The organism is Paenibacillus flagellatus (assembly GCF_003217775.1).
Lineage (GTDB): Bacteria > Bacillota > Bacilli > Paenibacillales > NBRC-103111 > Paenibacillus_AB > Paenibacillus_AB flagellatus.
On sequence record NZ_QJVJ01000015.1, the window covers coordinates 30,953 to 56,255 of the forward strand.

Annotated in this window: 24 protein-coding genes, 3 pseudogenes and 1 riboswitch; of the genes and pseudogenes, 16 read left to right on the forward strand and 11 right to left on the reverse strand. The window is 47.3% G+C overall.

Going from position 1 to position 25,303, the window contains the following annotated elements:
• Positions 1 to 172: 172 nt before the first annotated feature.
• Positions 173 to 490: a hypothetical protein gene (locus tag DLM86_RS26675; RefSeq protein WP_110843120.1), complete on the forward strand. Its 318-nt coding sequence runs from the start codon at positions 173 to 175 to the stop codon at positions 488 to 490.
• Between the two features lie 105 nt (positions 491 to 595).
• Here DLM86_RS26675 and DLM86_RS26680 read toward each other — a convergent pair whose 3' ends face one another.
• From DLM86_RS26680 to DLM86_RS26690, 3 genes are read right to left on the reverse strand one after another with little or no spacing between them, the layout of a single operon-like run.
• Positions 596 to 1,777 (reverse strand): Ger(x)C family spore germination protein, encoded by a 1,182-nt coding sequence (locus DLM86_RS26680; protein WP_110843121.1) that lies wholly within the window; start codon positions 1,775 to 1,777, stop codon positions 596 to 598.
• Positions 1,774 to 3,324, reverse strand: coding sequence for a spore germination protein (locus tag DLM86_RS26685; protein ID WP_110843122.1), 1,551 nt, complete (start codon positions 3,322 to 3,324; stop codon positions 1,774 to 1,776). The genes DLM86_RS26680 and DLM86_RS26685 overlap by 4 nt, the downstream gene beginning before the upstream one ends.
• 6 nt (positions 3,325 to 3,330) lie before the next feature.
• A complete protein-coding gene (locus DLM86_RS26690) occupies positions 3,331 to 4,419 on the reverse strand; it encodes a GerAB/ArcD/ProY family transporter (RefSeq protein ID WP_245954950.1) in 1,089 nt (362 codons plus the stop codon).
• A 376-nt stretch (positions 4,420 to 4,795) separates the two neighbouring features.
• On the opposite strand from DLM86_RS26690, the gene DLM86_RS26695 reads away from it, so the two are divergent.
• From DLM86_RS26695 to DLM86_RS32535, 11 genes are all read left to right on the forward strand, one after another.
• Positions 4,796 to 5,155, forward strand: a complete 360-nt coding sequence (locus tag DLM86_RS26695; RefSeq protein ID WP_146250301.1) for an AfsR/SARP family transcriptional regulator — start codon at positions 4,796 to 4,798, stop codon at positions 5,153 to 5,155.
• A 247-nt stretch (positions 5,156 to 5,402) separates the two neighbouring features.
• Positions 5,403 to 6,197, forward strand: coding sequence for a sensor histidine kinase (locus DLM86_RS26700; RefSeq protein ID WP_146250302.1), 795 nt, complete (start codon positions 5,403 to 5,405; stop codon positions 6,195 to 6,197).
• On the forward strand, positions 6,088 to 6,432 hold the full coding sequence (locus DLM86_RS32220) for a sensor histidine kinase (RefSeq protein ID WP_127486797.1): 345 nt from the start codon (positions 6,088 to 6,090) through the stop codon (positions 6,430 to 6,432). Before DLM86_RS26700 ends, DLM86_RS32220 begins: the two co-directional genes overlap by 110 nt.
• A gap of 105 nt (positions 6,433 to 6,537) precedes the next feature.
• Entirely contained in the window at positions 6,538 to 6,714 is a 177-nt protein-coding gene (locus DLM86_RS33255; protein WP_158289674.1) for a histidine kinase, read from the forward strand.
• Positions 6,715 to 6,780: 66 nt separating this feature from the next.
• Positions 6,781 to 7,089 carry a sensor histidine kinase gene (locus tag DLM86_RS26715; protein ID WP_158289675.1) on the forward strand — a complete coding sequence of 103 codons (309 nt, stop codon included), beginning with the start codon at positions 6,781 to 6,783 and terminating at the stop codon, positions 7,087 to 7,089.
• A gap of 39 nt (positions 7,090 to 7,128) precedes the next feature.
• Positions 7,129 to 7,419, forward strand: coding sequence for an S-layer homology domain-containing protein (locus tag DLM86_RS33260; RefSeq protein ID WP_221481916.1), 291 nt, complete (start codon positions 7,129 to 7,131; stop codon positions 7,417 to 7,419).
• 180 nt (positions 7,420 to 7,599) lie between these two features.
• A riboswitch (cyclic di-GMP riboswitch) is annotated at positions 7,600 to 7,685 on the forward strand.
• Between the two features lie 84 nt (positions 7,686 to 7,769).
• Entirely contained in the window at positions 7,770 to 8,483 is a 714-nt protein-coding gene (locus tag DLM86_RS26725; protein WP_110843129.1) for a response regulator, read from the forward strand.
• Positions 8,484 to 8,708: 225 nt separating this feature from the next.
• The gene (locus DLM86_RS26730; RefSeq protein WP_146250303.1) at positions 8,709 to 9,146 is read left to right on the forward strand and encodes a hypothetical protein; all 438 of its coding nucleotides are present in this window, start codon (positions 8,709 to 8,711) and stop codon (positions 9,144 to 9,146) included.
• A 722-nt stretch (positions 9,147 to 9,868) separates the two neighbouring features.
• Complete coding sequence (locus DLM86_RS26735; RefSeq protein ID WP_110843131.1) at positions 9,869 to 10,288, forward strand: RNA polymerase sigma factor; 420 nt, start codon at positions 9,869 to 9,871, stop codon at positions 10,286 to 10,288.
• Between the two features lie 118 nt (positions 10,289 to 10,406).
• The gene (locus tag DLM86_RS26740; RefSeq protein WP_110843132.1) at positions 10,407 to 10,814 is read left to right on the forward strand and encodes a DUF6075 family protein; all 408 of its coding nucleotides are present in this window, start codon (positions 10,407 to 10,409) and stop codon (positions 10,812 to 10,814) included.
• A gap of 32 nt (positions 10,815 to 10,846) precedes the next feature.
• Positions 10,847 to 12,841, forward strand: coding sequence for a C40 family peptidase (locus tag DLM86_RS32535; RefSeq protein ID WP_211326593.1), 1,995 nt, complete (start codon positions 10,847 to 10,849; stop codon positions 12,839 to 12,841).
• Between the two features lie 153 nt (positions 12,842 to 12,994).
• Here DLM86_RS32535 and DLM86_RS26750 read toward each other — a convergent pair.
• The 4 genes and pseudogenes from DLM86_RS26750 to DLM86_RS26765 all read right to left on the reverse strand — a co-directional run.
• A pseudogene (locus DLM86_RS26750) lies at positions 12,995 to 13,279 on the reverse strand (multicopper oxidase domain-containing protein); the annotation flags it as partial.
• 195 nt (positions 13,280 to 13,474) lie between these two features.
• Positions 13,475 to 14,269, reverse strand: coding sequence for an arsenite methyltransferase (locus tag DLM86_RS26755; RefSeq protein WP_110843133.1), 795 nt, complete (start codon positions 14,267 to 14,269; stop codon positions 13,475 to 13,477).
• A gap of 225 nt (positions 14,270 to 14,494) precedes the next feature.
• Positions 14,495 to 15,557, reverse strand: a pseudogene (locus DLM86_RS26760) (NAD(P)-binding domain-containing protein).
• A gap of 51 nt (positions 15,558 to 15,608) precedes the next feature.
• Complete coding sequence (locus tag DLM86_RS26765; protein ID WP_110843134.1) at positions 15,609 to 16,061, reverse strand: MarR family winged helix-turn-helix transcriptional regulator; 453 nt, start codon at positions 16,059 to 16,061, stop codon at positions 15,609 to 15,611.
• A 193-nt stretch (positions 16,062 to 16,254) separates the two neighbouring features.
• On the opposite strand from DLM86_RS26765, the gene DLM86_RS26770 reads away from it, so the two are divergent.
• The 3 genes and pseudogenes from DLM86_RS26770 (at position 16,255) to arsC (ending at position 18,098) form a co-directional block, all read left to right on the forward strand.
• Complete coding sequence (locus tag DLM86_RS26770) at positions 16,255 to 16,578, forward strand: ArsR/SmtB family transcription factor (RefSeq protein WP_110843135.1); 324 nt, start codon at positions 16,255 to 16,257, stop codon at positions 16,576 to 16,578.
• Between the two features lie 85 nt (positions 16,579 to 16,663).
• Positions 16,664 to 17,649, forward strand: a pseudogene (arsB, locus tag DLM86_RS26775) (ACR3 family arsenite efflux transporter).
• Between the two features lie 20 nt (positions 17,650 to 17,669).
• Complete coding sequence (gene arsC, locus DLM86_RS26780; RefSeq protein ID WP_110843136.1) at positions 17,670 to 18,098, forward strand: arsenate reductase (thioredoxin); 429 nt, start codon at positions 17,670 to 17,672, stop codon at positions 18,096 to 18,098.
• A gap of 494 nt (positions 18,099 to 18,592) precedes the next feature.
• On the opposite strand, the gene DLM86_RS26785 is transcribed toward arsC, so the two are convergent.
• The 4 genes from DLM86_RS26785 to DLM86_RS26810 form a co-directional block, all read right to left on the reverse strand.
• On the reverse strand, positions 18,593 to 20,353 hold the full coding sequence (locus tag DLM86_RS26785) for a SulP family inorganic anion transporter (protein ID WP_110843137.1): 1,761 nt from the start codon (positions 20,351 to 20,353) through the stop codon (positions 18,593 to 18,595).
• 175 nt (positions 20,354 to 20,528) lie between these two features.
• Complete coding sequence (locus DLM86_RS26790) at positions 20,529 to 20,858, reverse strand: ArsR/SmtB family transcription factor (protein WP_036684721.1); 330 nt, start codon at positions 20,856 to 20,858, stop codon at positions 20,529 to 20,531.
• Positions 20,859 to 21,627: 769 nt separating this feature from the next.
• A complete protein-coding gene (locus DLM86_RS26805) occupies positions 21,628 to 22,314 on the reverse strand; it encodes an IS3 family transposase (protein WP_110843138.1) in 687 nt (228 codons plus the stop codon).
• A gap of 23 nt (positions 22,315 to 22,337) precedes the next feature.
• Positions 22,338 to 22,628 (reverse strand): transposase, encoded by a 291-nt coding sequence (locus DLM86_RS26810; RefSeq protein WP_110843139.1) that lies wholly within the window; start codon positions 22,626 to 22,628, stop codon positions 22,338 to 22,340.
• An 828-nt stretch (positions 22,629 to 23,456) separates the two neighbouring features.
• On the opposite strand from DLM86_RS26810, the gene DLM86_RS26820 reads away from it, so the two are divergent.
• Positions 23,457 to 25,289 carry a recombinase family protein gene (locus DLM86_RS26820; RefSeq protein ID WP_110843140.1) on the forward strand — a complete coding sequence of 611 codons (1,833 nt, stop codon included), beginning with the start codon at positions 23,457 to 23,459 and terminating at the stop codon, positions 25,287 to 25,289.
• Positions 25,290 to 25,303: the final 14 nt, after the last annotated feature.

The window sequence follows — 25,303 nt, forward strand, 5'->3', positions numbered from 1 at the left end:
ACCCCTCTCTATAGTAAAGTGTAGTCAAAGCAGTCGGAGGGATGGAGTACTCTTAAACTACAGTCTATTCAATTGATTGTACCTTGAAAATCTTTGCGATATAATTTTCCACGGAGTTTATTTTGTCACAAATTCCTTTAAGCCAATATTCGATAAAAAGGAGTCAGAAGTCATGCATCATTTCATGATCGCTGCGCAGACCGTATTGTATGGGAAGCGGCAGGAAATCGGCTTGAGCCATAATCAAGTGGTCCAGCTTTCCAAGGAGATTACAAGAATGACTCGACTATTGGAAAACGTAAGTCAACAGACTGAGAATGGAATGCGAGAAATAAGGGGGAGGGTTGCCACGAGGCTGCTTAGCAAGGAGCAACTGCTCGAATGTATAGCGACAGCTTGGAACATGGGACTTGAAGAAGAGTTTGTTGCTTTTTTGTTCAAGGAACTGCTATGGATGGAATCCGATACGAAATTGTCCGAAATGGAATAGGAGGTTGTCTTCAGAGAGAAAGCTTGATGGATGTAAAATGGTTACGGCATTGCTGCCGACGTGGAAGCGCGATTGATCGGATGTATCAATCGCGCCGCGAATCCATCATTTGAAAATCGGAATTTTCAACATCAAGGCTTGACTGGGCTTTAACTTGTACCTCCCCGTATTGGTCAGTTGAACATGGATTCGTATGTTTCGTAAAGAATCCTCATGCAGCACAAAATGATTTTCGTCTTCAATCCGGTGCCATACCGTGGGATAGCGTCGAAACAACGACTCGCCGAGACTATAAACATCGACCTTTCGCTCAAAACCCTTCCGGTAAGTATGGCGGATTTGTTCTTCAATCTTTCGTTCGGCCAAGTCGATCAATTCTTTCTCGGACATTTCCTGATGCAATTCGTTAATGCCTGCTTTTACCGTCAGCTCGACGTCAAAATAAACGCGAAGATCTTGAACCGACGGCCTGATGCGCACTTTTGGCTTCTCCATGACCAAAACAGCCGCTAACGATTTTCCGCGTTCGAGAGAAAGCGGCACGCGAACTGTTTTTTTATGCAGCCAGGGCAATCCATGCAAATCGTCCGGATCCAATTCTCCATGGTACCGATTGTTCCAAAACACGGTTATACCTGCATATTCCAAAAATGGATGCGTTTTTCTGCTAACTTCCCACTGATTCTTCTCGATACGCAGAGAAGGCAAGTAAGTCATGCGCGCAGCTTCTTTCAGCGTCATAACAAATTGATACAGCCTGATTGGCGGGATGATCGACCGTTGCCGATACGGTTCCTCCGGGCTATGCAAAATGGACATCATCGGGGACTCATTAAAGAAAGGAGTCGAGTTGAAAATATTTTCAATTGATTCTTTGGTACTAAAAACCCAAACCAAATAGCGGATTTCCCTGTAACGGTTCAGCAAATCCATTACATCCTGAAATTTGTTCTGTTTCAAAATAGGTTCGCTGAACACGAGCGCGGAAACATGCCCCCAAAACACTCTTTGTTGCGACGTCTCATATAAATGGTTTACCGCTTCCGTAAACGATGCGCCCGTTCCTTTCCCCACCCATACAGGCGCTTCTTTTGCTTTTTGCTGGCCTTCCAGCTTGGCGACGCTGGAAAAATCAATCAGTTGCAAATACACAATGTACTTTCCGTCGTCATAATCAAACCCGATAGCCGTTACATAACTGATATTTTGAATTTCCTTCATATTCCAGCAACCGGTCGTGATAACGAGCAGAACAATCAAGATTCCTGTTAATTTCACGCCTTTCATTTTGACTGTTCTCCCTGGTTCGTATCGTCAATCGGATGAAGCATCTTCGGACGCTTTCGCTTCCATGCCATTGGTAACCGAAACAATGCATGCGGCAAGTCTCTGAAATACGGAGGTGACATCGGAGCCAGATACGGGACCCCGAAAGATTGGAGAGACGCCAGCAAAACCAGCAATAAAAATACGCCCACAAAAAAACCATATAAACCGAAAATGCAAGAAAATATAAACAATACGATTCTCAGTATGCTTACTGCACCTCCTAACGCTTGATTGGTAAGCGTTGCGCCGAATACATGCGTAATCGCGCCGATGATCACGATGCCAGGCGACAAAATTCCGGCCCGAATGGCTGCGTCGCCCAAGATTAGACCGCCTACCACTGTAAGTGTCGAACCGATAGAGGAAGGAAGGTGAACACCGGCCTCGCGCAACATTTCAAGAAAAATCAAGGCAAGAAACATCTCCAGACCGGTAGATAAAGGGATTCCGAGACGATTCACAGTCAGCGTCGCAAGCAAATAAAACGGAAGTTGGTCTTGATGATAAGAAAGCAGGCAGAGCCAAAATGCCGGAAGCATGAGCGACACGAAAAAACCTAACAACCGCAACATCTGTCCGAACGTTGAGGATAACGCTGTAAAGTGGATGTCTTCCGGCGTTTTGATCAGGAGCATTAAGTTGGCGGGGCCTATGAGCGCTGCCGGCGTTCCGTCCACCAATATAACAAATCTTCCGTTCGTCAAGCAGTTGACGGTAAAGTCGGGTCTTCCGGTATACGCCATAAGGGGAAATAACGCCCATGTCGGTTCAATCATTTCTTCAAGTTCCGTAGCGCTGAATACTCCGTCTATCGTTATCTTCTGCAGGCGCTGTTTCACCTCCTGTATGACCTTTGGATCGGCGATATCGTACATATACATCAATCCGATCCGGGTTTGCGTACGTTCGCCAAGCACCATTTGCTCATAGGCTAACGAAGGCGATTTAAGCCGTTTGCGGATGAGCGCGGCATTGGTGGCCAACTCTTCCACAAAACAATCCTTGGCTCCCCGAACGGAGACTTCGACATTTGATTCTTCCGGTTTTCTCGCCGGAAGCTTGGCAATATCAACGGAACAGATGATCTGAAGCGCAGGAAAATACATGAGCAATTTGCCTTCAAACACCTGTTGTGTTGCTTTCCGTTGCCAATTATCATCCGGCAGACGTTCCAGTTGAAGCTGACTCGCCGTTTGAAGCATGCCCGCGTCCGTAAAGCCGTATGTCTCATAAAAACGTTGCAAACGGGGAAGCACCACCTCATGAATCATATGTTGGCTATCGCTCATCCCTTCGCAGAAGACGAATAGTACGGTTGAACGTTCCTCCAGTGCGTTCAAGGTGTAAGTATGATGCTTGACATCGGCGCAACGATTGAACAAATTTAAAATAACTGAAGCATCGGCCAGTTCAACGGCTGGCCGTTCGGAAGTTGAAGGGGATGGTTGAAAAGAGTCGGCGACAGATTTTTTGAAAACAAACGGCCTCAACCCCCTTTTGAACATGGGAATTCACCTCCTCATTCTGTTGGAAATCCAGATTTTCGCGACAAACAATGCCGTCAAGCCCAAAGCAGAGTAAACAGACGCCGGGAAAAACACGCTCCCAAGAAAATCGAGGAACAGTGCATCACTCACGGGCAGCACAACGACAACGATCATCAGCGCGCCGTATAGGATGAGCCACGGCAATCGCTTGCCCGGTTTCCAAATGTCAACCATAAGAAACAGGGCCAGCGAGACGCGAACAAACGTGCCGGAAAGCCACTGGTAGATGGAGAAGAAATCAAGGTGCGAAATATATTGCCCGAGTTGAACCAAACGCCATTGCTCGTATGCAGGGTAGCGTTGATTTGCCGCCTCAGCAGGTCCAAACACGGCGATGGCACCCATCAGCGGTCCCAGAATCAATCCGGCAAGCAGCACATTCACCAGCATGAGAGTGCCGAAGCGAGGACGTTTGGATAAATGCTCCTGATAAAAAAGGATGCAGATGATCTCCAAAAGCCCCCCAGCCGCATATAATGCGCCTTTCCATACAGGCTCCCACCCGAACTCGAAGACCGGAAACAGCAGGCTGTAATCCTTATACTTGTAGTTGGCTGTCATCACAAAATCGCCGAGCACGATCACAACCGGGAGCAAAATGCCGGTGACGATTGCAATCACGCGCAACCCGGCATATGCCGCCAATAGATTGCATCCGACTCCCGCAAGTACTAACGCCAAAGCAGGCGTCTGCGGCAAATAGGAGGCAATCGTCCATGTGATGGTGTCTTTTAGCGAAATGGCGCCCATTACGAACATATATATCGTGAAAAAAACGAGCATACCGGTTGCAGGCAGTTTGCCGAAATGACGATACAACCAGGTTTTGACCGGCGTCCCGTTCATGTTTTTGAGAATATAAGATAAACAGGCGATCCAGACTGGCGATGCTGCCAATACGGCTAAAACGGATACCCAGGCATCCCTTTTGGAAGCAGTCAGCAGAAGCGGGATAATAATCACGTGATTCAGAATGCCTATCGCCATCAGGATCACCATGTATCCTTGCAGCAACGAAATTTTTTGATTGACCGATGCGATACTTGTCACCACTTTCAGATGAACCTCTTCTTATGCTTTCCAAATCCCCCCCTTTCTAAAACAACGTGCATGGATGGACCAATAGCATTTTAATTCAGATGAACGGCAACGAAGGCTGACGACTACGTTCGTAGTATGCGAATCCGACGAAAGGCAAGGAGTTGGACCGTTGTTGTCGAATATGTCCGTAATGTGGTCATGAAATTGCATTGAATGTGCAACAATCGGTATCGCGCATCTAGCAACCTTATCCGCGGTTCGAGCTCGCCCGGACGCCAACGTCCGTCCTTTGATCCGATGTATGGGGGGCTTTTCCATTGGGCTTCCTCATGCCGAAAACAAGCTGCTTTCCTGGAAAACGAACAAAGAAAAAGAAGTCTGCGCTTTTTTGATCCATCACGAAGAGACGCCCGCGGATACCGCGCTCATCATTGAGTCGATTTGGCCGGGGTACGATGTGAAAAAGGCGAAAAGCTACTTGTATACTTGTCTGTCCTACTTGCGGAGAAGCTTGCAGGAGCATGACGTCCCCATAAGCGTAGACAAAGCCGGAAACGGGTTCACGATCCGGCTGGACGGGGCGGCTGCCGATGTGACGACATTCGAGGGGATGCTGGACGACATGTTGTCCGAATTTCCCGCCAGCAGCGGCATCAACGAATCGATCTATTTGGGGTATGTCGCGCAAGTTTCCGGGCTGCGCGACAAGGCGCTCACGCACGACTTGATTACGTTACAGCCTTTCTGATGATGTGATTGTATTTTGTCGGCTAGTACTCCCAACGGAAAAACGATTATTCCCTGATCGTATTCGGGCTGGTGTGCATGTTTTTCGCCCTGTTCACCAGCACGCGCGGCGAAAGAGTGTTGTTCAGCCTGTTCGGCTCCGTTCCGTTCTGGCTGTATCTTCGCATTCAGATGGTTTCGGCGATTGGCGCGGCATGGGATTTCTCCTGTACGTGTATACGGCGTTCCGTCCGGTTTACTCCTGATGGTTGATCCGGATCGGGTTGATATTTGGGACGGTTCTGGCGGTCTGGGCAATCGGCTTCATCCCCCGTTCGCGACGGATCTGTTTAGGCAACTGGTCACGATCTACGCCACCTTCCCGCAAAGTGGAGGGGAGCCTGTATCTGGCCTTCGCCGTGATCGCCCTGAACGTCTTTGCGCTGGTGCAAAATCTGAACGTCTATTTCGCCGTACCGGTTGATTCGGTGCCTCCGTTCGAACCGCTCGTGTACCTGCTGATGCTGGCATTGCTCATGTCGCTTCGCTTCTCCAACGCATTCCGGAAAATCGAAGAGCTCTCCGTTCAATTGCTGAAAGCGGACAAGCTGAAAGACGAGTTCCTGGCCAGAACGTCGGATGAGTTCAAGTCGCCGTTGCACGGCGTCATGCATATCGCAAGGTCGATGCTTGACAACGCCAATCATCCGCCGACGGCGGAGCAGCGCGAGAAGCTTGAATTAATCACGAGCATCACCGGCAGGCTTTCGCAGCTGGTTTACGATATTCTGGATTTTTCCAGGCTGAAGCAAGGTGAATTGGCCGTCGATTCGATGCCGGTCGATGTCCGCCCGGCTGTCGAGATGCAGGTGCGCATCTATTCGTTTCTGTGCGCGGACCGCAACATCCGGCTCGAAAACCGTGTCCCCGAACATTTGCCCTATGCGATTGCCGATGAAAGCCGGTTCGGCCAGATCGTCGGCAACCTGCTCGGACAACGCGGTCAAGCATACGGTGAACGGGAGCATTGTCGTCACAGCGGCGGAGAATCGCAGCATGATTGAAGTTTCGGTCAAAGATACGGGGGAAGGAATCGAAGCGCAGCACATCCCGCACCTGTTCGAAGCGTTCCAATTGTTTGATGAGCGAGCGGAACGCCGGGGCTTCGGGCTCGGGCTGTCCATCGTCAAACAACTGGTCGAGTTGCTAAAGGGAACCGTAACGGTATCTTCGACGAAAGGCGTCGGCACGACGTTCACATTCACCCTGCCGATCGCAGGCAACGCGGGAAACCGATAGCGGCTTCCCTGTTAAGCGAACGTCCGGTCAAAGCACCGGAGTACGCTTTCGTGACGCCTCATTATCTGAATTAAAAAGGGAAGCATACCAGCGGTCGATCTGGAAGTGGCGTTTCTGCATTCGCAGATCAAGCCGCATTTTTTGTACAACGTCGTTGCATCAAGTTATACGGATGCGGAACGTTCGCGAAAATTGACCGCGGATCTGGTCGATTATTTGCGAGGCAGCTTCCGGTTAAGCCATATGGAGAAGCGGATCGCTTTCGTGAAGAGTTCAACCTGATCCGGACATACGTCGATATTGAAAAAGCGCGCTTCAAGGATCGCTTACAATTCGAGGATGTACCGGGTGAGCATCCCTCCCCTGCTGCTGCAGCCGCTCGTCGAAAACGCGATTCGGCACGGGATCGGCAATCGGATAGAAGGCGGAACGGTCAAATTGACGACTTTTGAAACGGAGGGCGAATATTGGTTTGTGATTGAAGATAGCGGTGTCGGCATCGAGAGCGAACAGCTAAGTCGACTGCCGGCTTCCGGATCGGACAGGCGTCAGGGCGTCGGGCTGCTGAACATCAACAAGCGTTTGAGACACGAATACGGCATGGATCTGCGGATGTACGGTTATGCTAGCAGACGCACTGAGATTGGAGGGAACTGATGCAACCCTTACCTTCACGGATCAGACGAAGATCGGTGACTGGCCAACCAGGCGGTTGCTCTCGCTGTAAAAGCGGGAATCGTCAGCGGGTACGAGGACGGCAGCTTCCGACCGGATGCTCAGATCATCCGAGCGGAGATGATATCGATGATCGCAAAACCGCTGAAAGTCTCACTTAATTCGCATACAACAACGGGCTTTGCTGATGACGAAAACATTCCGAGGTGGGCAAAAGGCTCGGTGGAAACGATCCGCAAACTAGGTATTATTGACGGCCGAACGGCAGCAAATTCGTTCCGGACATTACGGCCACTCGGGCGGAAGCGGTAGCCATGCTGCTAAGGTTACAGGAACGAAGCGGTTACGGGTGTTTCAAAGACGACCGAGATGTAAAGGAGATGCCCCGAGGCATCTTCTTTCGTAGCCCTGCGAGCTTCCGGATTATGCTTAGTGGTGATGAAAAAGACAACAACGGACATGGGGCAGTATAACGAATGACGACAAGTTCCAACAGGAAAAAGGCAAACCAGTGCGAAAGACTGTGACGCAAAGCCACGGGTCTTCCGCATGCTTGCAATGATCGCCGGGTTACCCTCTCTAATGCTGTCAGGAAAAGGCACGGCCTTTCGAGGGTACGTGTCTTTTCGTTTTTCCAGAACAATCAACGAGGTGATGAAAAGATGGAGGAGCGTGCAAGTTATGCCGTAGAAGTTGATGAAGTCGTTCGTTGGAAAGAAGGCAGGATACAAGTATTGCTGGTGGACAGCGACCCCATTTGGCAACAACGGACGGCGGGGCTGATCAATACAGAGCCGGATATGAATATATTTCATATTGCAACAGATAAGGAATCAGCCATTCGAGCCAGCGCGCAATTGGATTTAGACGTGATGATTCTTGATCTGATACTTCATTCATCGCAACAGGATGGACTCCATACAATTTCCGAAGTTCTGAAAATGAAATCAATGCCAATCATTATCTTGACCTCCCTCTACGAGCCTGAAATCATTGTGGAAGCTGTGCTAGCCGGGGCGATCAATTATATTACCAAGATAAACTATGCTGATGTCGTAAATGCCGTAAGGGAAGCGTATCGGGGGCAACCTTCTCTTCATGCCGATGTTGCATCCATTATCCGTAATGAAATTGGGCTGGATAAGCGAAAAGAATTACATCGAATGCTGACGCCCACTGAAAAAGAGATCTTGCAGTTGATCGGTTGGGGCTATAGACAGCCGGTGATCAGAGAGTTATTAGGCGTCACAGCGAACACCATGAAATCGCACGTTCGTAACATCATTCGAAAATTCAACGCTTGCTCCATTCATGAAGCGGCGGAAAAAGCAAAACGAAGAGGCTTGTACGATCGGCATGATCGAATCATGTGTTAGCGATTCGTACTCGATTCGAGTCATTTTGCGTTCATTCGACACTTTATGAATTGATAGCGTGATGAAAAAATCACCCTCCATATTTAAGCGCTTTATAGGTAAAATGGTAGGTGCAGATGGATATTATTAGGAGGAATTTACCGGAGGTGAGAGTCGTAAAAAGCGGAACGAAGGTTGTGAAAATAGTACCTTGTCAACTTATGCCAAACTAGAAAAGAAGGGAAGATGACGATAGAAATGGAGAGTGAACAAAGTACAACGAAGTCGATTGACTGCCGAAACTGGCGGAAAACGTTAGGAAAGCATGCACAGCAAGGAGGGATTTGTGATGTCGCGGACCCGGTCTCCATTCCCTACGAGAAAGTTGAATCATGGCTAAAGTCCTATAAGGACTGGAAAGCGAGATTGAAGTATGTTCAATCCGAACTCACTTACATCCCAGAATTGACGCGCACCCTGGATATGGTTGCGGCTCATAGCAGCAGAAAACAGGAAACGGTATTGCGAACGGTCATTCGACGCATACAGATCACTGAACATGAAATCCCATTGTTGCTATCCAGAATCGGTCTGATCGACTACGCTCTCACGGCGCTCACCTCGGAAGAGGGCTTATTTGTTCGGTTGAGATATTTTGATAATCTGGGTCCTCAGAAGCCATGAGCCGCCTGGCACTTTCCCGCCGCGCATACTTCTATCATCGGAAGCGAATTTTACGCAAAATCTACATGAAAATCAAAGATCGGACGGTTTTGCTGGATTTGGAGTCTTCTCAAGCAGATTGAATGAATTCAGAAGATTCGTTGCGCATAGATCTGTCCCAGTAATTCAATTTTGAGGATTGGAGTGCCGGAATTGCATCGAACATGCACCGAACGCTGCACCGGATGTGCCTTTTTTTGCACGAAGTATGCACACGATATGCACAGATTTCGTGTTATGATGATAGTGTGGACAGACAGTGCAGCGGTAGCAACAAGAAAACTCTGTGGTCACTCTTTATCAAGCGTCGATTCTTTCCCTGCTACCCAGCGGAAAGGATTACGGCGCTTTTTTTATTGTGTCAATGCGGTCGTCGGCTAAATCCCGGTTGCCAAGGAGCTGAACCAAGCTTAGGGCAGCACCATACATCATAGCCCGCCTAATTTCTCACTCGGTGTTGCCAGGTGAGAAAGAGGGTGAAGGTAATGTATCCCTATTGCTCTTAACTGCAAACGGCGAATTAATCGGCAAGAATGTAATCCAATTGGCCTGGTCGCAATCGCGCGTTGGCGCTCTCTGCGGGTGGGTCTTTTTTGTTGTGCTTCCTGCTTGTCGGGGAGCGTTGGCTGTCGCTCCCCCCCCTCTGTTTTGGTTTGCCATTAAACCAAAATGGAGGGACTTGAATGAAGAAGATGAATTTGCGAGATATGTATCCTTTTTTCAGGTCGGATGTATGGGTTGATGTAGATGAAGAGGTTGCCGATGAAATCCGTCGCTTTGACTTAAAAGAGAGCGCTTACAGACTGCGGACGTATCGTCATAGGGCCTATTATTCGCTGGATCGCAACGACGGGATTGAGCAGCATGTTTTATTTCTCTCGATTTCACCGGAGGAGGTTTACGAGCGCAAGCTTTCACGGCAGCAACTCTATGAAGCTATGTGTCAATTGCCGGTGAAATCAGCCAGACGGATTTATGCCCATTATTTTTTGGGTATGAGCAAAGTCGATATTGCCAGAGCCGAGCATGTCGATGAGCGGGCGGTTCGTAAATCGATCCAACGAGGCTTGAAAAAAATGGAATACTTGCTCAAAAACATGTAATCGATTCGTCGGAGGGTCCGATTTTCCTGCCAAAATGAACGGTTATATAGAGGACCATGTTCAGACAGCGGCTGGTTGCAACCAGCCGCTGAATTCTCCATGAAAGGGGTATGTGACGATGCATCCGATTTGGTTTCGAGATGATGAACACGAGAGATTTTACGTTCAGATGTTGGATGCAGAGAAATGCAGCGATGGCTACCACCGGGCACTGTTCTATACATTGGGCATTTCCCGAGAAACCAGAAGTCATATCCGCGATTTATATGATTTCTCTAATGGCGGCATTAAGCCCGAAGGTCTTTCGGCCCCATGGCAAACCGGCGGTACCATCCGAGTGTGTCGGCTCGCCTTTAATTTATGGAACGGCTGGACCGAAGCAGGCGACGAACGTTACTCCACTCCCCACGAATTATTCGATTGCAGCTATGCCCCCTATTTTTTTGAAGCGATTCGTCTTCGTTACCCTGATTATTGCCAAAGTAACGAGAGAACGATCAAACGGCTGGCCGAACAAAACCGCTGAATGTCTGCCGACATTGGGAGTTGAATGGAACGATGAAGGAGATTAAAACGAGGAATGTTGTGAAGGACATTAAACGTTTGGAAAGATTCCCAAACGTGTTGCATCGTGTAAAGCGTTCAAGCGCTCATGCCAAGCGGCAAGTTGATCATGACAAGACGACTTCCCAGTCTCCAGTTGAATTTGCTCAGCGCCATTCCGCAGCGGCTACGAAAAAAACAATACGTGCCCAAATGGGGATGAGTGTGCGTATCAACAAGAGATTGATCCGGCACATTCTAAAAAGGAAGCCGTTTCCAGACGGTGATTCTGTCACAAGTCAGAGTCCGATTGATGTTCATACGGAGTCATCGATTTCGCGTACACCGCGACTTGCCCGTAGGATACGTCTGCGAAAGCCGGTTGATGGAAAATACATCTTGTCTTCTGGCTCGCATTCAGGAAAACAACGATTTATACGGAGCCGGGTCAATGCCCGGCTTCTGCATCGTTCTCGAACAGGCAGCTATCCTGACTGGATGCAAAAACGGGATATCGGCCCTCTAAAACCGGTCGGGAAGAAGGAATCATTCTCCGCCGCGGTATCTCATTCAGCAAATGGACGCGTGAAACCGTTAACCCGAGTCCCGTCTACTATAATGAAACAATCAGGTCATACGATCAAACGGAAAGCGCGAAATTTCAAGACGTTAGCGCCATTTATAAAAAATGGGCATCGGCTAGATCACGCTAACGATTATTCGGATGCTTCAACTGAAGGGAGAATGGATGCTGTCAAGGAAGCTCATCGGGCTGCGCATATGGCGATATCAGCTCGCCGGTCCATTCAAACCGCGCGTGCAGCCGCGAGATTGAATCGCCTTATCGTTAAATTGCTTGTAAGAGCCACTGCCTTGCTTGTCAAGGGATTGACGGCGCTTCTGGGATTCAGCGGTTCGGTAATTGTAGTTTTGTGCATTATCATGGCGGTAGCCGCTGTCATTTCCTCTCCGTTCGGTATCTTTGTGTCTGGTGAAAATACGGATGCCGATGTAAAGCCGCTTACCCGAATCGTTCAGGAAATAGACGATGAATTCGCCGCCCGAATTGCAGATATGCAGCGATCCGCTGGCCATGTAGACCGGGTGGAATATCATTATCCCGGCAGCGCGGACAACACTAGAATTGATAACTGGATGGACATTATCGTCGTCTTTGCCGTGAAGACCGTCACAGATGCGGAAAACGGAATGGATGTGGCTACGCTTGATGCAACAAGAATCGGTATCATTCGATCGGTGTTTTGGGATATGAATTCGCTGGAATCTCGTGTTGAAACGATAGAACATAAGGAAACGGTTACGGTAGAACATGAGGACGGGAGCACCAGCGAAGAAACGATTACCCGATATGAGCGCATTTTGCATATTACCGTCACTAGCCAAACTGCGGAGCAACAGGCAGATATATATCGCTTTACAAATGAACAGATGGAATTAATGAAGGAAATGCTGTCCGAGGAGTTCCGCCCGCTCATGTATGCAATACTTGGAAAAGGTGCGGATATTGGTTTGACGCCGGAGCAGCTTGATTTGGTTCAACAGCATTTGCCCAAAGGCGAACTGGGCAGTGAAGCCGTCAAATTGGCGCAGACTCGTCTAGGCGATCCTTACAGCCAACCGAAGGCCGGGCAGGGTAATTATACGGATTGCAGCTATCTCGTCCAATGGGTTTATCGTCAGCTAGGTATTAGCTTGCTGCGAACCGCAGCTGAGCAGGCCAGATTTTGCGTGGAGAATGGCCTTACAGTAGGCGCGGCCGACTTGGTTCCGGGTGACCTTGTGTTTTGGAGCTACGAGCGTAATGGTAGATTTATGGATATTACTCACGTTGGGATTTATGCGGGTGATGGCAAAGTTGTAGATGCTTCCTCAAGTCGCGGGCAGGTGGTGTTTCGGGACTTGTTTGATTCGGATAAGCAAGTGTTGTTTGGAAGGCCGAGTCTTTCTGATTCTTCGCAACAAAATTCCTCCCTGTCGGCAGAAAAATAGCGAAAGCAAGAACCAACTTTAAAAAAATGGTGCAACGGAGCGGATGTGACAAAATGGCCGGGTTACGAGTGAACGCTCATTTTTGTATTAATTTGGTTTATTTCCTGCATTCGGGTCTGCAACAAAATCAGTCCTATAGTCTATATATTTTCATTCCCTTACCATACCAGACGAAGCATGATGAAGATCGTGACAATGGAACATCCAGTTCCCTTCATTATCTGCTTCGAATGCAACAACGTACTCTTCCCCCGGCTTCAAATTCACCGTATCCTTAATAACGGAGGACCCTTCAAGCGGTTTCCCGTTTTTGTTTAGGCCTTGGAAGAAGTGCCCGTATAGGTGCATCGGATGGTCGTCGCTTATTGAGTTATTGACACGGTGAACTTTGACGGTATATCCTTATTTGATGTTTATCGGAACGGTATCCGCAGTAGTAGATGTCGTCTCTTATGTAGCAGTTTGATTGGATTTACGAAAAAAGTCATTTGTAATATGTATGCGGTGTGCCGAAGCCTTCTTCTCCTGTGTAATGACATGCGAGGCAATGGCGAGCTAACCGAATAAAAGCAGTCCTATCCAAACAACGATAGAACTGCTTTGCTTTACTTATGATCTGCTGTGCCGATTGGGTTATGGTTTAACTCCTTTTATAACGGCAGAGGCAAGGTAATCTTCCACCTTCGACCCAGGAACCCAATCTTTAATAAACGCCCTCGATTCCTCTTTCGGTTCGACCACCACATCCTTAAATCCACTTTGCGTTAGCATCGTTTTCAGCTCGTCAACGGACGAGGCCCCCGATATGCACCCCGAATAAAAAACATCCAAGTCGTTTTTGATTTCCGCCGGAAGCTCTGCCGTCATCACGACATCGGAAACGGCCAGACGACCACCGGGGCGCAAAACGCGGAACGCTTCATGAAACACTTGCTGTTTATCCGGAGAAAGATTGATGACGCAGTTGGAAATGATGACATCCATCGTTTGATCGGGAACAGGCAAATGCTCGATTTCCCCTAGCCGAAAATCGGTGTTCGTGAATCCTCCTTTGACGGCGTTATTGCGGGCGCGACTTACCATTTCCGGCGTCATATCGACCCCAATCACATGGCCGGTTTCCCCTACTTGTCGGGACGCCAAAAAACAATCGAAACCGCCGCCGCTGCCGAGGTCCAATACTACTTCTCCCGGTTTAAGCTCCGCGATGGCTTGCGGATTGCCGCAACCAAGACCAAGGTTTGCACCGTCAGGAACAGCGGTTAATTCTTCGGATGAATAGCCCAACTGCGAAGAAACGTCATCGGCCGATCCGCGGCAGCTTGAAGCTGGCGAACAGCACGAACCCGACTCCACTTTTTGTAAGGCGATTTCTTTATACCGGCTGCGTACATTTTGGCGAATTTGATCGTTCGTTATTTGATTCATGAATCTTCTCTCCTTCAACTTTTTTATCAAATCAGCAGTAGCTAGGGGTGCAACAAGCTGCTGTGTTTGCAATCGTGAGTTGCCGTCTCCAAAGGAACCGGCTCGATAACTCCGTGGGATTTTGCCATTTCCAAGCTTCCCGTGCCGAGCGCTCTATTTCACGCTGCTCCTGTTTCATAAGGTATTCCGTGGCAAACCAATTCAAGTTCATGGGAACTTGCCTCCCTACAAGTCATTTTTCACAAAACGTCGTAGTTTGCGAACAACGTATTTCGCGTCCCGCCCCACCCCCTTAATGTGGCGGAAGCAAAGGAACGCTGTCCTTCCAAGCCGACATAATACAGTCCCGGAACAGAAAGACTGATTTCGGCGGTCTGTAGCGGTTTCCCTTCGGCATCCAGCGCCCCGAGAGGGTGAAGGTAAGACAGATCGGGGCGATACCCGGTTGCAAAAATGACGGTTGCTACCGGTTCTTTCGTTCCGTCTGTCCAAACGACGCCATCGGAATAAAACGAGGTAAACATCGGCCGTTGGTCCGGCTTCCCAGCCTCTAGTCTTGCTCGGTAATCGTCCAAATCGGCAACGGAACTCGGACTTGGAGGCTTTTTGCCAAATCGCCAGAATGGAAAGGTATCTAAGCCGACAGCTCTGATCCAAAAATGAAGATCTATTCCCAATACTTTTGTTTTCGTAAGCTGAACGGGCCGAAGAACGGCGAGCAATGTATGGCTGCTGTCGGCAAGCTCTATTGCAATTTGAACCGCAGAATTTCCGCGCCCGACGACGACCACTCGTTGCCCACGGTAACGATCCGGATTGCGGTACGCGGAAGAGTGAAGGACTTCTCCTTGAAAGACTTCCTTTCCGTTTATGTTCGGCGTATAGGGATTATGAAAGGAACCGGTCGCATTGATGATCGTTCTCGTCAGATGACGTCTCCTGCAGCCGTTCGGATCGAAAAGCAGTTGTCGGTTTTCTCCACGGCAACAACCTTCTGATTCGTCCGGATCGGCAAGTCAAAACGTTGGTCATACGCCTTTAGATACTGAATCACCTCGTTTCGCAACGGGTAATGGGTCGCAGCTCCGGGTATCTTCATGCCTGGCAATGAGGATAACCGAGCTGGCGAAAACAGCTTTAGACTATCGTAATAGTGTGGCCAAGAACCGGTTGCCTGTTCGCTTGCTTCCAGGATCACAAATTGCAGCCCATTCTTCTTCAAGTAATATCCGGAAGCAAGACCGGCTTGCCCACCCCCGATAACTATTCCATCGAAAATCGCTGACATTCCAAGTCCTCCTTAGAATATTTGCAAAATGCAAGTATTATAGGAAAAAGATCACCCACAAGAAGGGGTGGAACAGCATTGGCCGGTTTTCGCCATCGCTTCGTTTAATAGCTTGATCGAGCGAATGACGGTATCTTTTTCAAAATCGTTCATGTGTGAGAAAATTTCGTTTAAATAGTCATTCATTTGCTGGTCAATCGACGCCGCAACATATTTTCCTTCTGTCGTTAAGGAAAGCAGCTTCACCCGCCGGTCATCGGGATCGGGCGTTTTCTTCACTAATTTCATCTTGATTAACGACTGGACTTGTCGGCTGAATGTCGTGATATCGGTCCCTAATGCCTCTGCTACTTGCTGGATGGAAGGCTTGTGTTGGCGATCAATTTCGTAAAGAATATGGCTTTGAATTAAGGAGATGTCGCAGCCACCGGCAGAACAGCAGTTTTTATTCAGAAAGCCAAAGCGACGAGTCATGATTTGAAATTGTTCACGTACATTTTCCACGGCGCCTCACCTCATGAAACAGTTATACAACAAATGATTGCAAGTTGCAAGTGTTTAATTTATCTGCAATGCAAAAAACAGGAACTCGGTTCTTAGACAGGATTTTTAAAATTTCATTTTTCGTATTGACTTTTTCCCATACATAAATAACAATATGGTTATATGGTTTTGGTGTGGGGTGATTATCACGACAATGGAATTTGAAAAGATAGCAGATATTCTGAAAGCTCTTGCCGATCCGACAAGGCTGAAAATCCTTTCTTTGCTCCGTGTTCGCGATTGCTGTGTGTGTGAACTGGTTCCCATCTTTAACATTTCCCAGCCAGCCATATCCAAACATGTAAGCCGTCTAAAAACGGCGGAACTGGTCCGCGAAACGAGAAAGGGGCAATGGGTGTTTTACTCCATCAATGAGAAGCGGTTAGAGGAAATTGGTTATGCTCTGTTCCACTTGCCTGATCTATCCGAGGATCTGCGGGAATTGGAGCAACAAGGACTAACGGTTATTTGCGAGTAAAGGGGGTGTACAGCAAGTGTGTAAACAAGAGAAAAAGCGACTTTCATTTCTGGATCGCTATTTGACGTTATGGATTTTTATTTCGATGGCGATAGGAATTGGCTTGGGCTACGTATTTCCCAACTTTGTTGCCGGTTGAATGAATTTCAAGTCGGAACCACATCGATACCGATTGCGTTTGGCCTTATTTTAATGATGTATCCGCCGCTGGCGAAGGTACGATACGAAGAAATCGGTCGTGTCTTCCGAAATGGCAAAGTGTTAACCATTTCATTGATTCAAAACTGGCTCATTGGCCCGATCTTAATGTTTTTCCTGGCTATTATTTTCCTCCAAGGCTATCCGGAATATATGGTCGGCCTGATTATGATCGGTTTAGCTCGTTGTATTGCAATGGTCATCGTTTGGAACGATTTATGCAAAGGGGATGCTGAGTACGCGGCGGGACTCGTTGCTTTCAACTCGATCTTTCAAGTTTTGTTTTATTCCGTCTACACCTTTATCTTTGTTACGATTTTGCCGGGATGGTTCGGGGTGGAAGGTGTCGTTGTTGACATTACGATGGCCGAAGTTGCCAAGAGTGTGTTCATTTATCTAGGGATACCGTTTTTGACCGGAATGATTACTCGCTATTCTCTTGTAAAAGCAAAAGGACGGTCCTGGTACGAAACGGTCTTTATTCCGAAAATCAGCCCCATTACGCTGATCGCGTTATTGTTTACGATCATCGTCATGTTCTCGCTGAAAGGCGAAATGATTATCCAATTGCCGTTCGATGTCGTGAGGATCGCGATTCCGCTATTGATTTACTTTGTCGTCATGTTCTTGATCTCGTTTTTCATGGGCAAAAAAGCAGGGGCTGGTTATCCGGTGACTTCTACACTGGCTTTTACCGCCTCGGGGAATAACTTCGAGCTGGCGATTGCCGTTGCCGTCGGGGTGTTTGGTATTCATTCCGGCTCAGCATTTGCGGCCGTCATCGGTCCTCTTGTGGAAGTCCCCGTGATGATTGCCTTAGTCAACGTCGCGCTCCGATTCCAGCGGAAGTATTTTTCAAAGCAAGCAGCTTAATATAAACAGGAGGACTCATCATGTCAGAAAACAAAAAACTCGTTTATTTCCTTTGTACAGGAAACTCTTGCCGCAGCCAAATGGCGGATGGCTTTTTGAAGGCTCTCGGTACTGATCGCTACGAAGTAAAAAGCGCCGGGTTAGAGGCACATGGGCTGAATCCCCGTGCCGTCCAGGTGATGAAGGAAGCTGGCGTCGATATTAGCAGCTATACATCTGATGTCATCGATCCGGAGATTTTGAATCTGGCAGACTATGTGATTACGTTATGTGGCCATGCAGACGAACATTGTCCGGTGATTTCGAATAAAAACGTCGTGAAATGGCATTGGGGCTTCGATGATCCGGCCAAGGCGACCGGCACCGAGGAAGAAATCATGAGCCAATTTCGAGCGGTTCGGGATGCGATTAAGTCGCGTATCGAAAAGTTTCTAGCCGAAGGTCGGTAAATTTGAACGGGAATGTAAAGTTGTAGACTAAACATTGTCATTACTCCATGGGCAGGATTAAATGAGTAAAGAAAGAAATGTATCCTCACCCTTAAGCCCATTCTCGTCTACATGAGGAGTGGTTTAGGATGGATTGCTGTACATGTTAAAGCTTCTGCTTTAGAAACCATTCATCCCGACAACTCTTATTTATTTTGTTCGAACTCTGCTTACGCAACCGTATATTATAGTGGGAATCATTCGCAATCATTTGCCGAGGATGACTTGAAAGTGGCTGTGTAACAAAAGAATCCGAGCATGGGCGTGTCTGTATGTTACTGTTTCAGTTGGACGAGAGAGCGCCTCGCAGTCGATCTCATTTTTGCTTAGATAAACGATAAGATTGTTAGAACACTTTTTTATTTATCCGCTCGACAATCATGGTAACGCTGAAGTGCAAGTTGCATAGCCATTCACCTCATTTCGTCTTTAGGGCGATTTCAAATGAGATTAGGCTATGTCCTTGCTGGATCAGCCTTTAAACTGGTGATCACTTCTTTTTGAGACTCCTTGTTTGATAACGCCGCGCATTCACGGAAAGCAAAATGTTTACAACCTAGACATTTATTCAAATCCAGTTGCAATAGCGCGAAGTTAAGTGCCTCACCGGTATGTCCAAAAAAATGTTCAGCCCCAATCAGCGTATACAACCCTGTTCTCTTCAATACATCTAAAGGCTGAGCTTGAATTCCGGATACAAGAATAATCCCACCAAATTTCTCGAAATGCTTCACCAAACTGGAAAGATTTGATTCACCCGTCGTATCCATAAAAGGTACTTTTCCCATGCGCAGCAGTAACACTTTCGGTCTTAGATGAATCGAATCCATAATGGACTTTTCAAACATGTTCGCGGCGCCGAAAAAGAGGGGGCCTTCGATGGTATAGATCCCAATTTGTGGACAATCGTGGCCTTCGGTCACCATATGAGCTTTCACTTTTTCATGTTTAACTGTTGGGTCAGGCAATACCTTGGAAACCAATAACCCATCACTCATTCGTTTCACAAACAGTATAACAGCCAAAATTAATCCGACTTCAACGGCAGTCGTTAAATTCGTAAAGACCGTTAGCAAAAAGGTAATGAGAAGGACAAAAGAATCGCTCGTTTTGATTTTTAAGACGTGGGCAAATTCTTTTCGTTCGCTCATGTTCCAGGCAACCAGCATTAGAATCGGTGCCATACTAGCAAGTGGGATCTCTGATGCATAAGGTGCAAACAAAATGAGCACCAGCAATACAACAATACCATGTATAATACCTGACAGGGGTGAGATCGCACCGTTTTTGATATTGGTTGCTGTTCGTGCAATGGCTCCTGTCGCTGGTATGCCTCCAAAAAGAGGGGTTACCATATTGGCGATGCCTTGCCCAATCAGCTCCCGATTGCTGTTATGACGACTGTCGGTCATGCCGTCGGCAACAACCGCCGATAATAAAGATTCGATGCTGCCCAACATGGCAATAGTAAAGGCGGGGCGAATCAAATTTTCAATGCGATCCCAGGTTAGATCAGGGAAATGAAAATGGGGTAGGGTGCTTGGAATAGCTCCAAATGACGATCCAATCGTTGCAACTTCCCCTTTAAAGAATACGGTCGCCACTATAGTGGATACGATAAGCCCTACCAAGGAACCAGGGACCTTCGGTAAAAATTTCGGTGTTAGGAGGATAACTGCCAAACAGACGACCGCTGTGATAATACTGTAGAGATTCGTAGTTGCGAGATGCGTTACAATTTCCTTCATATTTGGTAGAAAATTCTCATGTTTCTCGATACCGCTCAAACCTAAAAAGTTGGCAATTTGTCCGCTGAAGATTATGACGGCAATTCCAGCGGTAAATCCGATGGTTACAGGGCGAGGAATAAATTTTATCAACGCACCGAGTTTAAATAGCCCCATGAGAACAAGAATAATTCCCGCCAAAAATCCTGCAAGCAATAAATTTTCGTATCCATATTCCATGACGATCGCGAAAAGGATCGGAATAAATGCACCGGTCGGGCCGCCGATTTGAAATTTAGAACCCCCGAACAAGGAAATACAGATACCGGCAACGATGGTGGTATAAATGCCATATTCCGGTTTTACACCAGCCGCAATAGCAAACGCCATCCCTAATGGAATGGCGATAATACCAACAATGAGGCCTGAAATGATATCCTTGCGGAATGCGGCCGCATGGTATCCTTCAAATCTTCCCGTCCATTTCATCTGAATTACCTTCTCTTATTCATATATTTGATTATTTGAATATAAGTGAAATGTTACTCCTGTCATCGAATAATGTCAATCATAATAATCTCGTGTCGCTCCGCATGTTTCCGGCTGCAAAACAAAAAAACAAGGAGATCCTTGATGTTACTCATGGAACCCCTTGTTTTTCAGTTTAAGATTCATTTCGAATGACCTCAAGTAATGAAATGGCATCAACGAGATGATTATCGAAGATCTGCTTTGTGACTGCGAGTAGATCTTTAATCAACGGGTCACGTAACGAATAAATGACAGAAGTACCATCCTTTAAGCCCGTCACCACATTTTTATTTCGCAATACTGCCAACTGCTGAGAAACGGCTGAACCCTCTGAGCCTAAAATACTCTGTATCTCATTTACGTTTTTATCTCCTTCACTCAGAACCTCCAGGATTCGAATCCGCATGGGATGCGCCAGCGCCTTAAAAAAATCGGCTTTAAACTGTTGGATATTTTGGTTCATTGCTAACGCCTCCTTGATCACTATACTTTTGAATATATGAATATCATAACACAACTTTACCCAAAAACATTCTGGAAAGAAGGGCATACCGGCGCATGGATTGTGATTTGGTTGCCTATACAATACACTTTATATTCAAATACCTAATTATTTGATTAAAATAACATAAGGAGTGGATACGAATGCCGGACTCTACGAGTAATGACTGATCACATCAAGATTCGTCATCCTCGCATGAATTGACTACACCTTTCATGCAGGAAAGCAGACAAACCGCGGCTTCGCCCAAGGCGAGCAAAATTGTGCGACTAAAACAATTGCATTGTCCAAAGCGGAAGGGGAAGTATTCCGTTGGGTGATGCGAACCATACCCAATTTGAAAGAATCTCTGATTTGTGTTCGATGGTAGGTGATGGAGCGACCCGCCCAATCGTTTTTGGGCGTACAGCTCTGCCGGTGACTCGACCTGCTCTGCTATGTATGGAATGACTGCTTTGGGCACTTCGAATTTATGGAAGGGGAATCGCGCTTCATATTGGAAATGGAGTTGTCAAAAAAAGTGCAGTTTGAAAACACCCTCATACAGAAAACCCGTTACTAAGCTGCCTGTGACAGCATTCTTTCGCGATAAATAGCTGGGGGCCAGCCCCTGGATTAGAGGTGTAGATCCGCTGTCTGTTGTAGTAGACCATGATGTATCTGAAGATGATCGATTTAATATAGGCCATCGGATAGCGCTCCGTGTTGATCTTGTACAGCTTTTCTTTCTTTAGCGTAGCAAAAAAGCTTTCCATCCTTGCTTTGTCAAGCAACGCCCTGTGCCGCTCATGCTCTGAATGGCATCTCGTTTTGCTAGACGCTCTCGGAATGCATGGCTTGTGAATTGACTGCCTCGATCGCTGTGAAATATCATTCCGCGAGCATTCTTTGCTTTACAAGCGTTCTCAAAGGCCTGAATGCAGAGTTCCTTGCGCATGTTGTCGTCCATGGCGAGGCCCACGATCTCGCCGTTGAAACAATCCAGTACCGCGCATAGATATAACTTGCCGTCTAAACAAGGGACTTCGGTGATATCCGATAGCCACTTTTGGTTGGGTCCTGAGGATTTGAAGTCTCTCTGGATTAGGTTCTCGCTCTTGTGAGCTGCGGCATCCTCGCATGTAATACCGTTTGGATGACGTTTGGTTTTCTTCAGCAGGCCATGCTTCTTCATGATTCGGTAGACGGTGCTGTAGCTGGTCGTGATCTCTATTTGGGACAGCGCCAGCAGAATACGCTGGACACCGTAATTTCGGTTGTCTTCATGCTCTCCAATGATGTCTTTGATTTTGACCAGAAGAAGTTGCTGCCGCTCCTGTTTCGGTGTGGGCTTCAAGCTACGGTAATAGCCCGATTCGCTGACAGCAAGTACTTTGCACATTTCCTTGACGGTCCACTGATCCCGTCGTTCACGGATGTAAGCATAGAGCTGGCATGCCTTTACCGCTTCCGGTCTTTTGCGAAAAAACCGAGTGCATCCTTGAGAATTTCATTCGCGCGGCGCAACTCGCCTATCTCTCTTTCTAATTCGATTTCACGCGCAGTCTTATCGGCAGATGCATAAGCGCGTCCGCTCCCGATATGCGCTCCGTCACCGTGCAGGATTCTTCGCTTTCTCCATTCCTGCAAGGTATAGTAGGATACACCTAACTGCTCGGCGGTTTTCTTGGGTCCAATCTCATCGCTCAATCTTACTGCTTCTTCTTTGAATGCTTTGTCGTATCGATTCATTGTCTCTCGTCCCCTCGTCAGCTTTCATTTTATTTCATATGAGGGGGTTTTTCGACTGCATTTTTATCGTAGCACTCCATATTTGATTGTATCAAAAAATGGAAGCCGCGGAGGGGAGTTTTTTGGGCAAGCAGTTCCGATTTTACCCTAAAAATGAAATGAATATTAGAGGGACATTATTCAACCTCTCAATGCTCCTTGAAAACTGAATACAATCTTATCCGGTACGTTCCCCGCATGGCCTGGAAGGATAGCCAAATTGCAGGTGCGCCACGACCATTTTGCCGATTTATTTCTATATGTCTTTCATCAGAAACGGCAACCTGCGAGCGATTTTCCCATGCAATAAAAAATGGTGGTTCCATTTAAGGCGAAGACCCATGCGGAGGGATAATGATACTTCCGTCCAGCCACAGTTCATCGCAATGGGGGCGGCTTGCAGCGATCCTGGAAGAGGTTTGAACCCTATGAGGACGGCTAACCACTGTCCGCCGGATAAGATTTTTGAGAGAAGCAACCAAAACAGAGGCGGAAACAGAGATGCGCACACGCGGTTATGTTTGTTGCGCATCTCTGTTTTTCAACTTTTCTGGATTAATGGGAGGTTTTTATGAACCATAAACTCATCCGATACAGCATGCAAATCGCTATGATAAGACAATTGCTGGCATTATCTTTGATTACCGAAAACGAATTTCATTTGATAAAGAACAAAACGATGCGGGATTACGGCATCATTTCGGACCTTACTTCTTGATTCGCACATTTGTCGGTCCGCCCATCTCTTATTAAACTGATGGCAAGTAAATAAGAATGGAGGACAACACCATGGCTCTCGAAGTAGAAGTAATTAAAGCAAGTCGGAAAATATCGGATCGAAACGCCGGAAAGTTATCGGATGTTCTTCGCGTCGCCCCTTATGCCCGCGTAAGTACCGACACCGAGGAGCAATTGAGCAGCTACAAGTCGCAAGTCGCCTATTACACCGATCTCGTTAGCAAACGAAGCGACTGGGTGCTGGTTGATATTTATGCAGATGAAGCCATAACCGGTACTCAGGTAACGAAGCGCGAGGATTTTCAACGCATGATTAACGATTGTATGGACGGGAAAATTGATATGATCATCACGAAGTCTATCTCCAGGTTTGCAAGAAATACGCTGGACACGTTGAAATACGTCCGTATGCTGAAGGAAAAGAACATCGCCGTATTTTTTGAAGACGAAAATATCAATACGCTGACGATGGACGGCGAATTGTTGCTCGTCATTTTAAGCTCCGTAGCACAGCAGGAAGTGGAGAACATCTCCGCCAACGTGAAAAAAGGTTTGAAAATGAAAATGAAGCGCGGCGAACTGGTAGGCTTTCAAAGCTGTCTGGGATACGATTACGATGTGAATACGAAAAAGATATCCGTTAATCAAGAAGAAGCCGAAATCGTCCGCTATATTTTTGAACGATACACATCGGGAATCGGCGCTTACGTTATTGCAAAGGAACTGACTGAGGCGGGACATAAAACCAAGTACGGAAGAGTCGAATGGCAGGACACAACCGTTCTTGGTATCATAAAGAATGAGAAGTACAAAGGCGATTTGTTGCAAGGAAAGACATTTACCGTCGATCCCATATCCAAGAGAAGACTGGACAATTACGGCGAGGAAGATCAGTTTTATGTCAAAAATCATCATGAGCCGATTGTCAGCGAGGAAGTATTTGAAAAGGCGCAGGACATATTGCATCGAAGAGGCGAGAATCGCCGCCGCGGCGCGAAAGGCAAGCGGGACAAGTACAGCAGGAAATTTGCTTTCAGCAGCAAGTTGGAATGTGCTTTCTGCGGAAGCAACCTCTCGCGGCGGAACTGGCACAGTGGAACCCCGCATGAGAAGGTGATTTGGCAGTGCGTGACGGCCACGAAAAAAGGGAAGAAATACTGCTCTCACAGTAAAGCCTTGGAGGAAAAGCTGATTGAGGGTGCTTTTGTCGAATCGTACAAATTGGTATGCCGCAATAATTCGGACGTGCTGGACGAGCTTATGAAAAGAATGGAGTCGATGTTTAGCGACCAGAATCATCAAAAGCGACTGAACAAAATTATCAGCGACATTCAGGCCACGGAGCAAAAACGTTGCAGACTGATTGATTTGTGCCTGGATGAGAAAATAGACAGGGCTACTTACGAACAGAAGTATGCGGAACTCGATACTTCGCTTACTAAATTGCTCGAAGAAAAGGAACAGTTGGAGCAATCCGCGCAAGATGAGATTGACTTGGGAAAACGGCTTGAACATTTTCGCAAAGTGCTCCAAACGAATGAGGTTCTGACCGCATTCGACCGGAACGTATTCGAAAGCATCGTCGATAAAGTGATTATTGGGGAAAACTCCAATCAGGAAAGTCCCGAGCCGTACAAACTGACCTTCGTCTATAAAACCGGCTTTCATAACAGCATCCAAAGCAAGATGCATAAGCAAAAAAAGTCCTTGCGAAGTGAAAGGGGGAGAGTGCCTTCCTATTCCGAGAACAACACATGTGGAGTGCGTAATAGGAATGCAACGAATCGATACGTAGAAATCCTTTATTTCCAACACTTTGCGCGATTTAAGACTTTTGCGGCAGACGGCAGTGACTTCAAAAATAAGACCTGGATTTGGACGTAGGGTGTGTAGATATG

Bases quoted from the DNA above. Each gene is read 5' to 3' on its own strand.
- DLM86_RS26755 (WP_110843133.1), bottom strand. From the start codon at position 14,269: ATGAATCAAATAACGAACGATCAAATTCGCCAAAATGTACGCAGCCGG.
- DLM86_RS26740 (WP_110843132.1), top strand. From the start codon at position 10,407: ATGCATCCGATTTGGTTTCGAGATGATGAACACGAGAGATTTTACGTT.
- DLM86_RS32535 (WP_211326593.1), top strand. From the start codon at position 10,847: ATGAAGGAGATTAAAACGAGGAATGTTGTGAAGGACATTAAACGTTTG.
- DLM86_RS26785 (WP_110843137.1), bottom strand. From the start codon at position 20,353: ATGAAATGGACGGGAAGATTTGAAGGATACCATGCGGCCGCATTCCGC.
- DLM86_RS26675 (WP_110843120.1), top strand. From the start codon at position 173: ATGCATCATTTCATGATCGCTGCGCAGACCGTATTGTATGGGAAGCGG.
- arsC (WP_110843136.1), top strand. From the start codon at position 17,670: ATGTCAGAAAACAAAAAACTCGTTTATTTCCTTTGTACAGGAAACTCT.
- DLM86_RS26685 (WP_110843122.1), bottom strand. From the start codon at position 3,324: ATGTTCAAAAGGGGGTTGAGGCCGTTTGTTTTCAAAAAATCTGTCGCC.
- DLM86_RS26680 (WP_110843121.1), bottom strand. From the start codon at position 1,777: ATGAAAGGCGTGAAATTAACAGGAATCTTGATTGTTCTGCTCGTTATC.
- DLM86_RS26730 (WP_146250303.1), top strand. From the start codon at position 8,709: ATGACGATAGAAATGGAGAGTGAACAAAGTACAACGAAGTCGATTGAC.
- DLM86_RS26770 (WP_110843135.1), top strand. From the start codon at position 16,255: ATGGAATTTGAAAAGATAGCAGATATTCTGAAAGCTCTTGCCGATCCG.
- DLM86_RS26810 (WP_110843139.1), bottom strand. From the start codon at position 22,628: ATGAATCGATACGACAAAGCATTCAAAGAAGAAGCAGTAAGATTGAGC.
- DLM86_RS32220 (WP_127486797.1), top strand. From the start codon at position 6,088: ATGAAAGCCGGTTCGGCCAGATCGTCGGCAACCTGCTCGGACAACGCG.
- DLM86_RS26725 (WP_110843129.1), top strand. From the start codon at position 7,770: ATGGAGGAGCGTGCAAGTTATGCCGTAGAAGTTGATGAAGTCGTTCGT.
- DLM86_RS26735 (WP_110843131.1), top strand. From the start codon at position 9,869: ATGAAGAAGATGAATTTGCGAGATATGTATCCTTTTTTCAGGTCGGAT.
- DLM86_RS26790 (WP_036684721.1), bottom strand. From the start codon at position 20,858: ATGAACCAAAATATCCAACAGTTTAAAGCCGATTTTTTTAAGGCGCTG.
- DLM86_RS26820 (WP_110843140.1), top strand. From the start codon at position 23,457: ATGGCTCTCGAAGTAGAAGTAATTAAAGCAAGTCGGAAAATATCGGAT.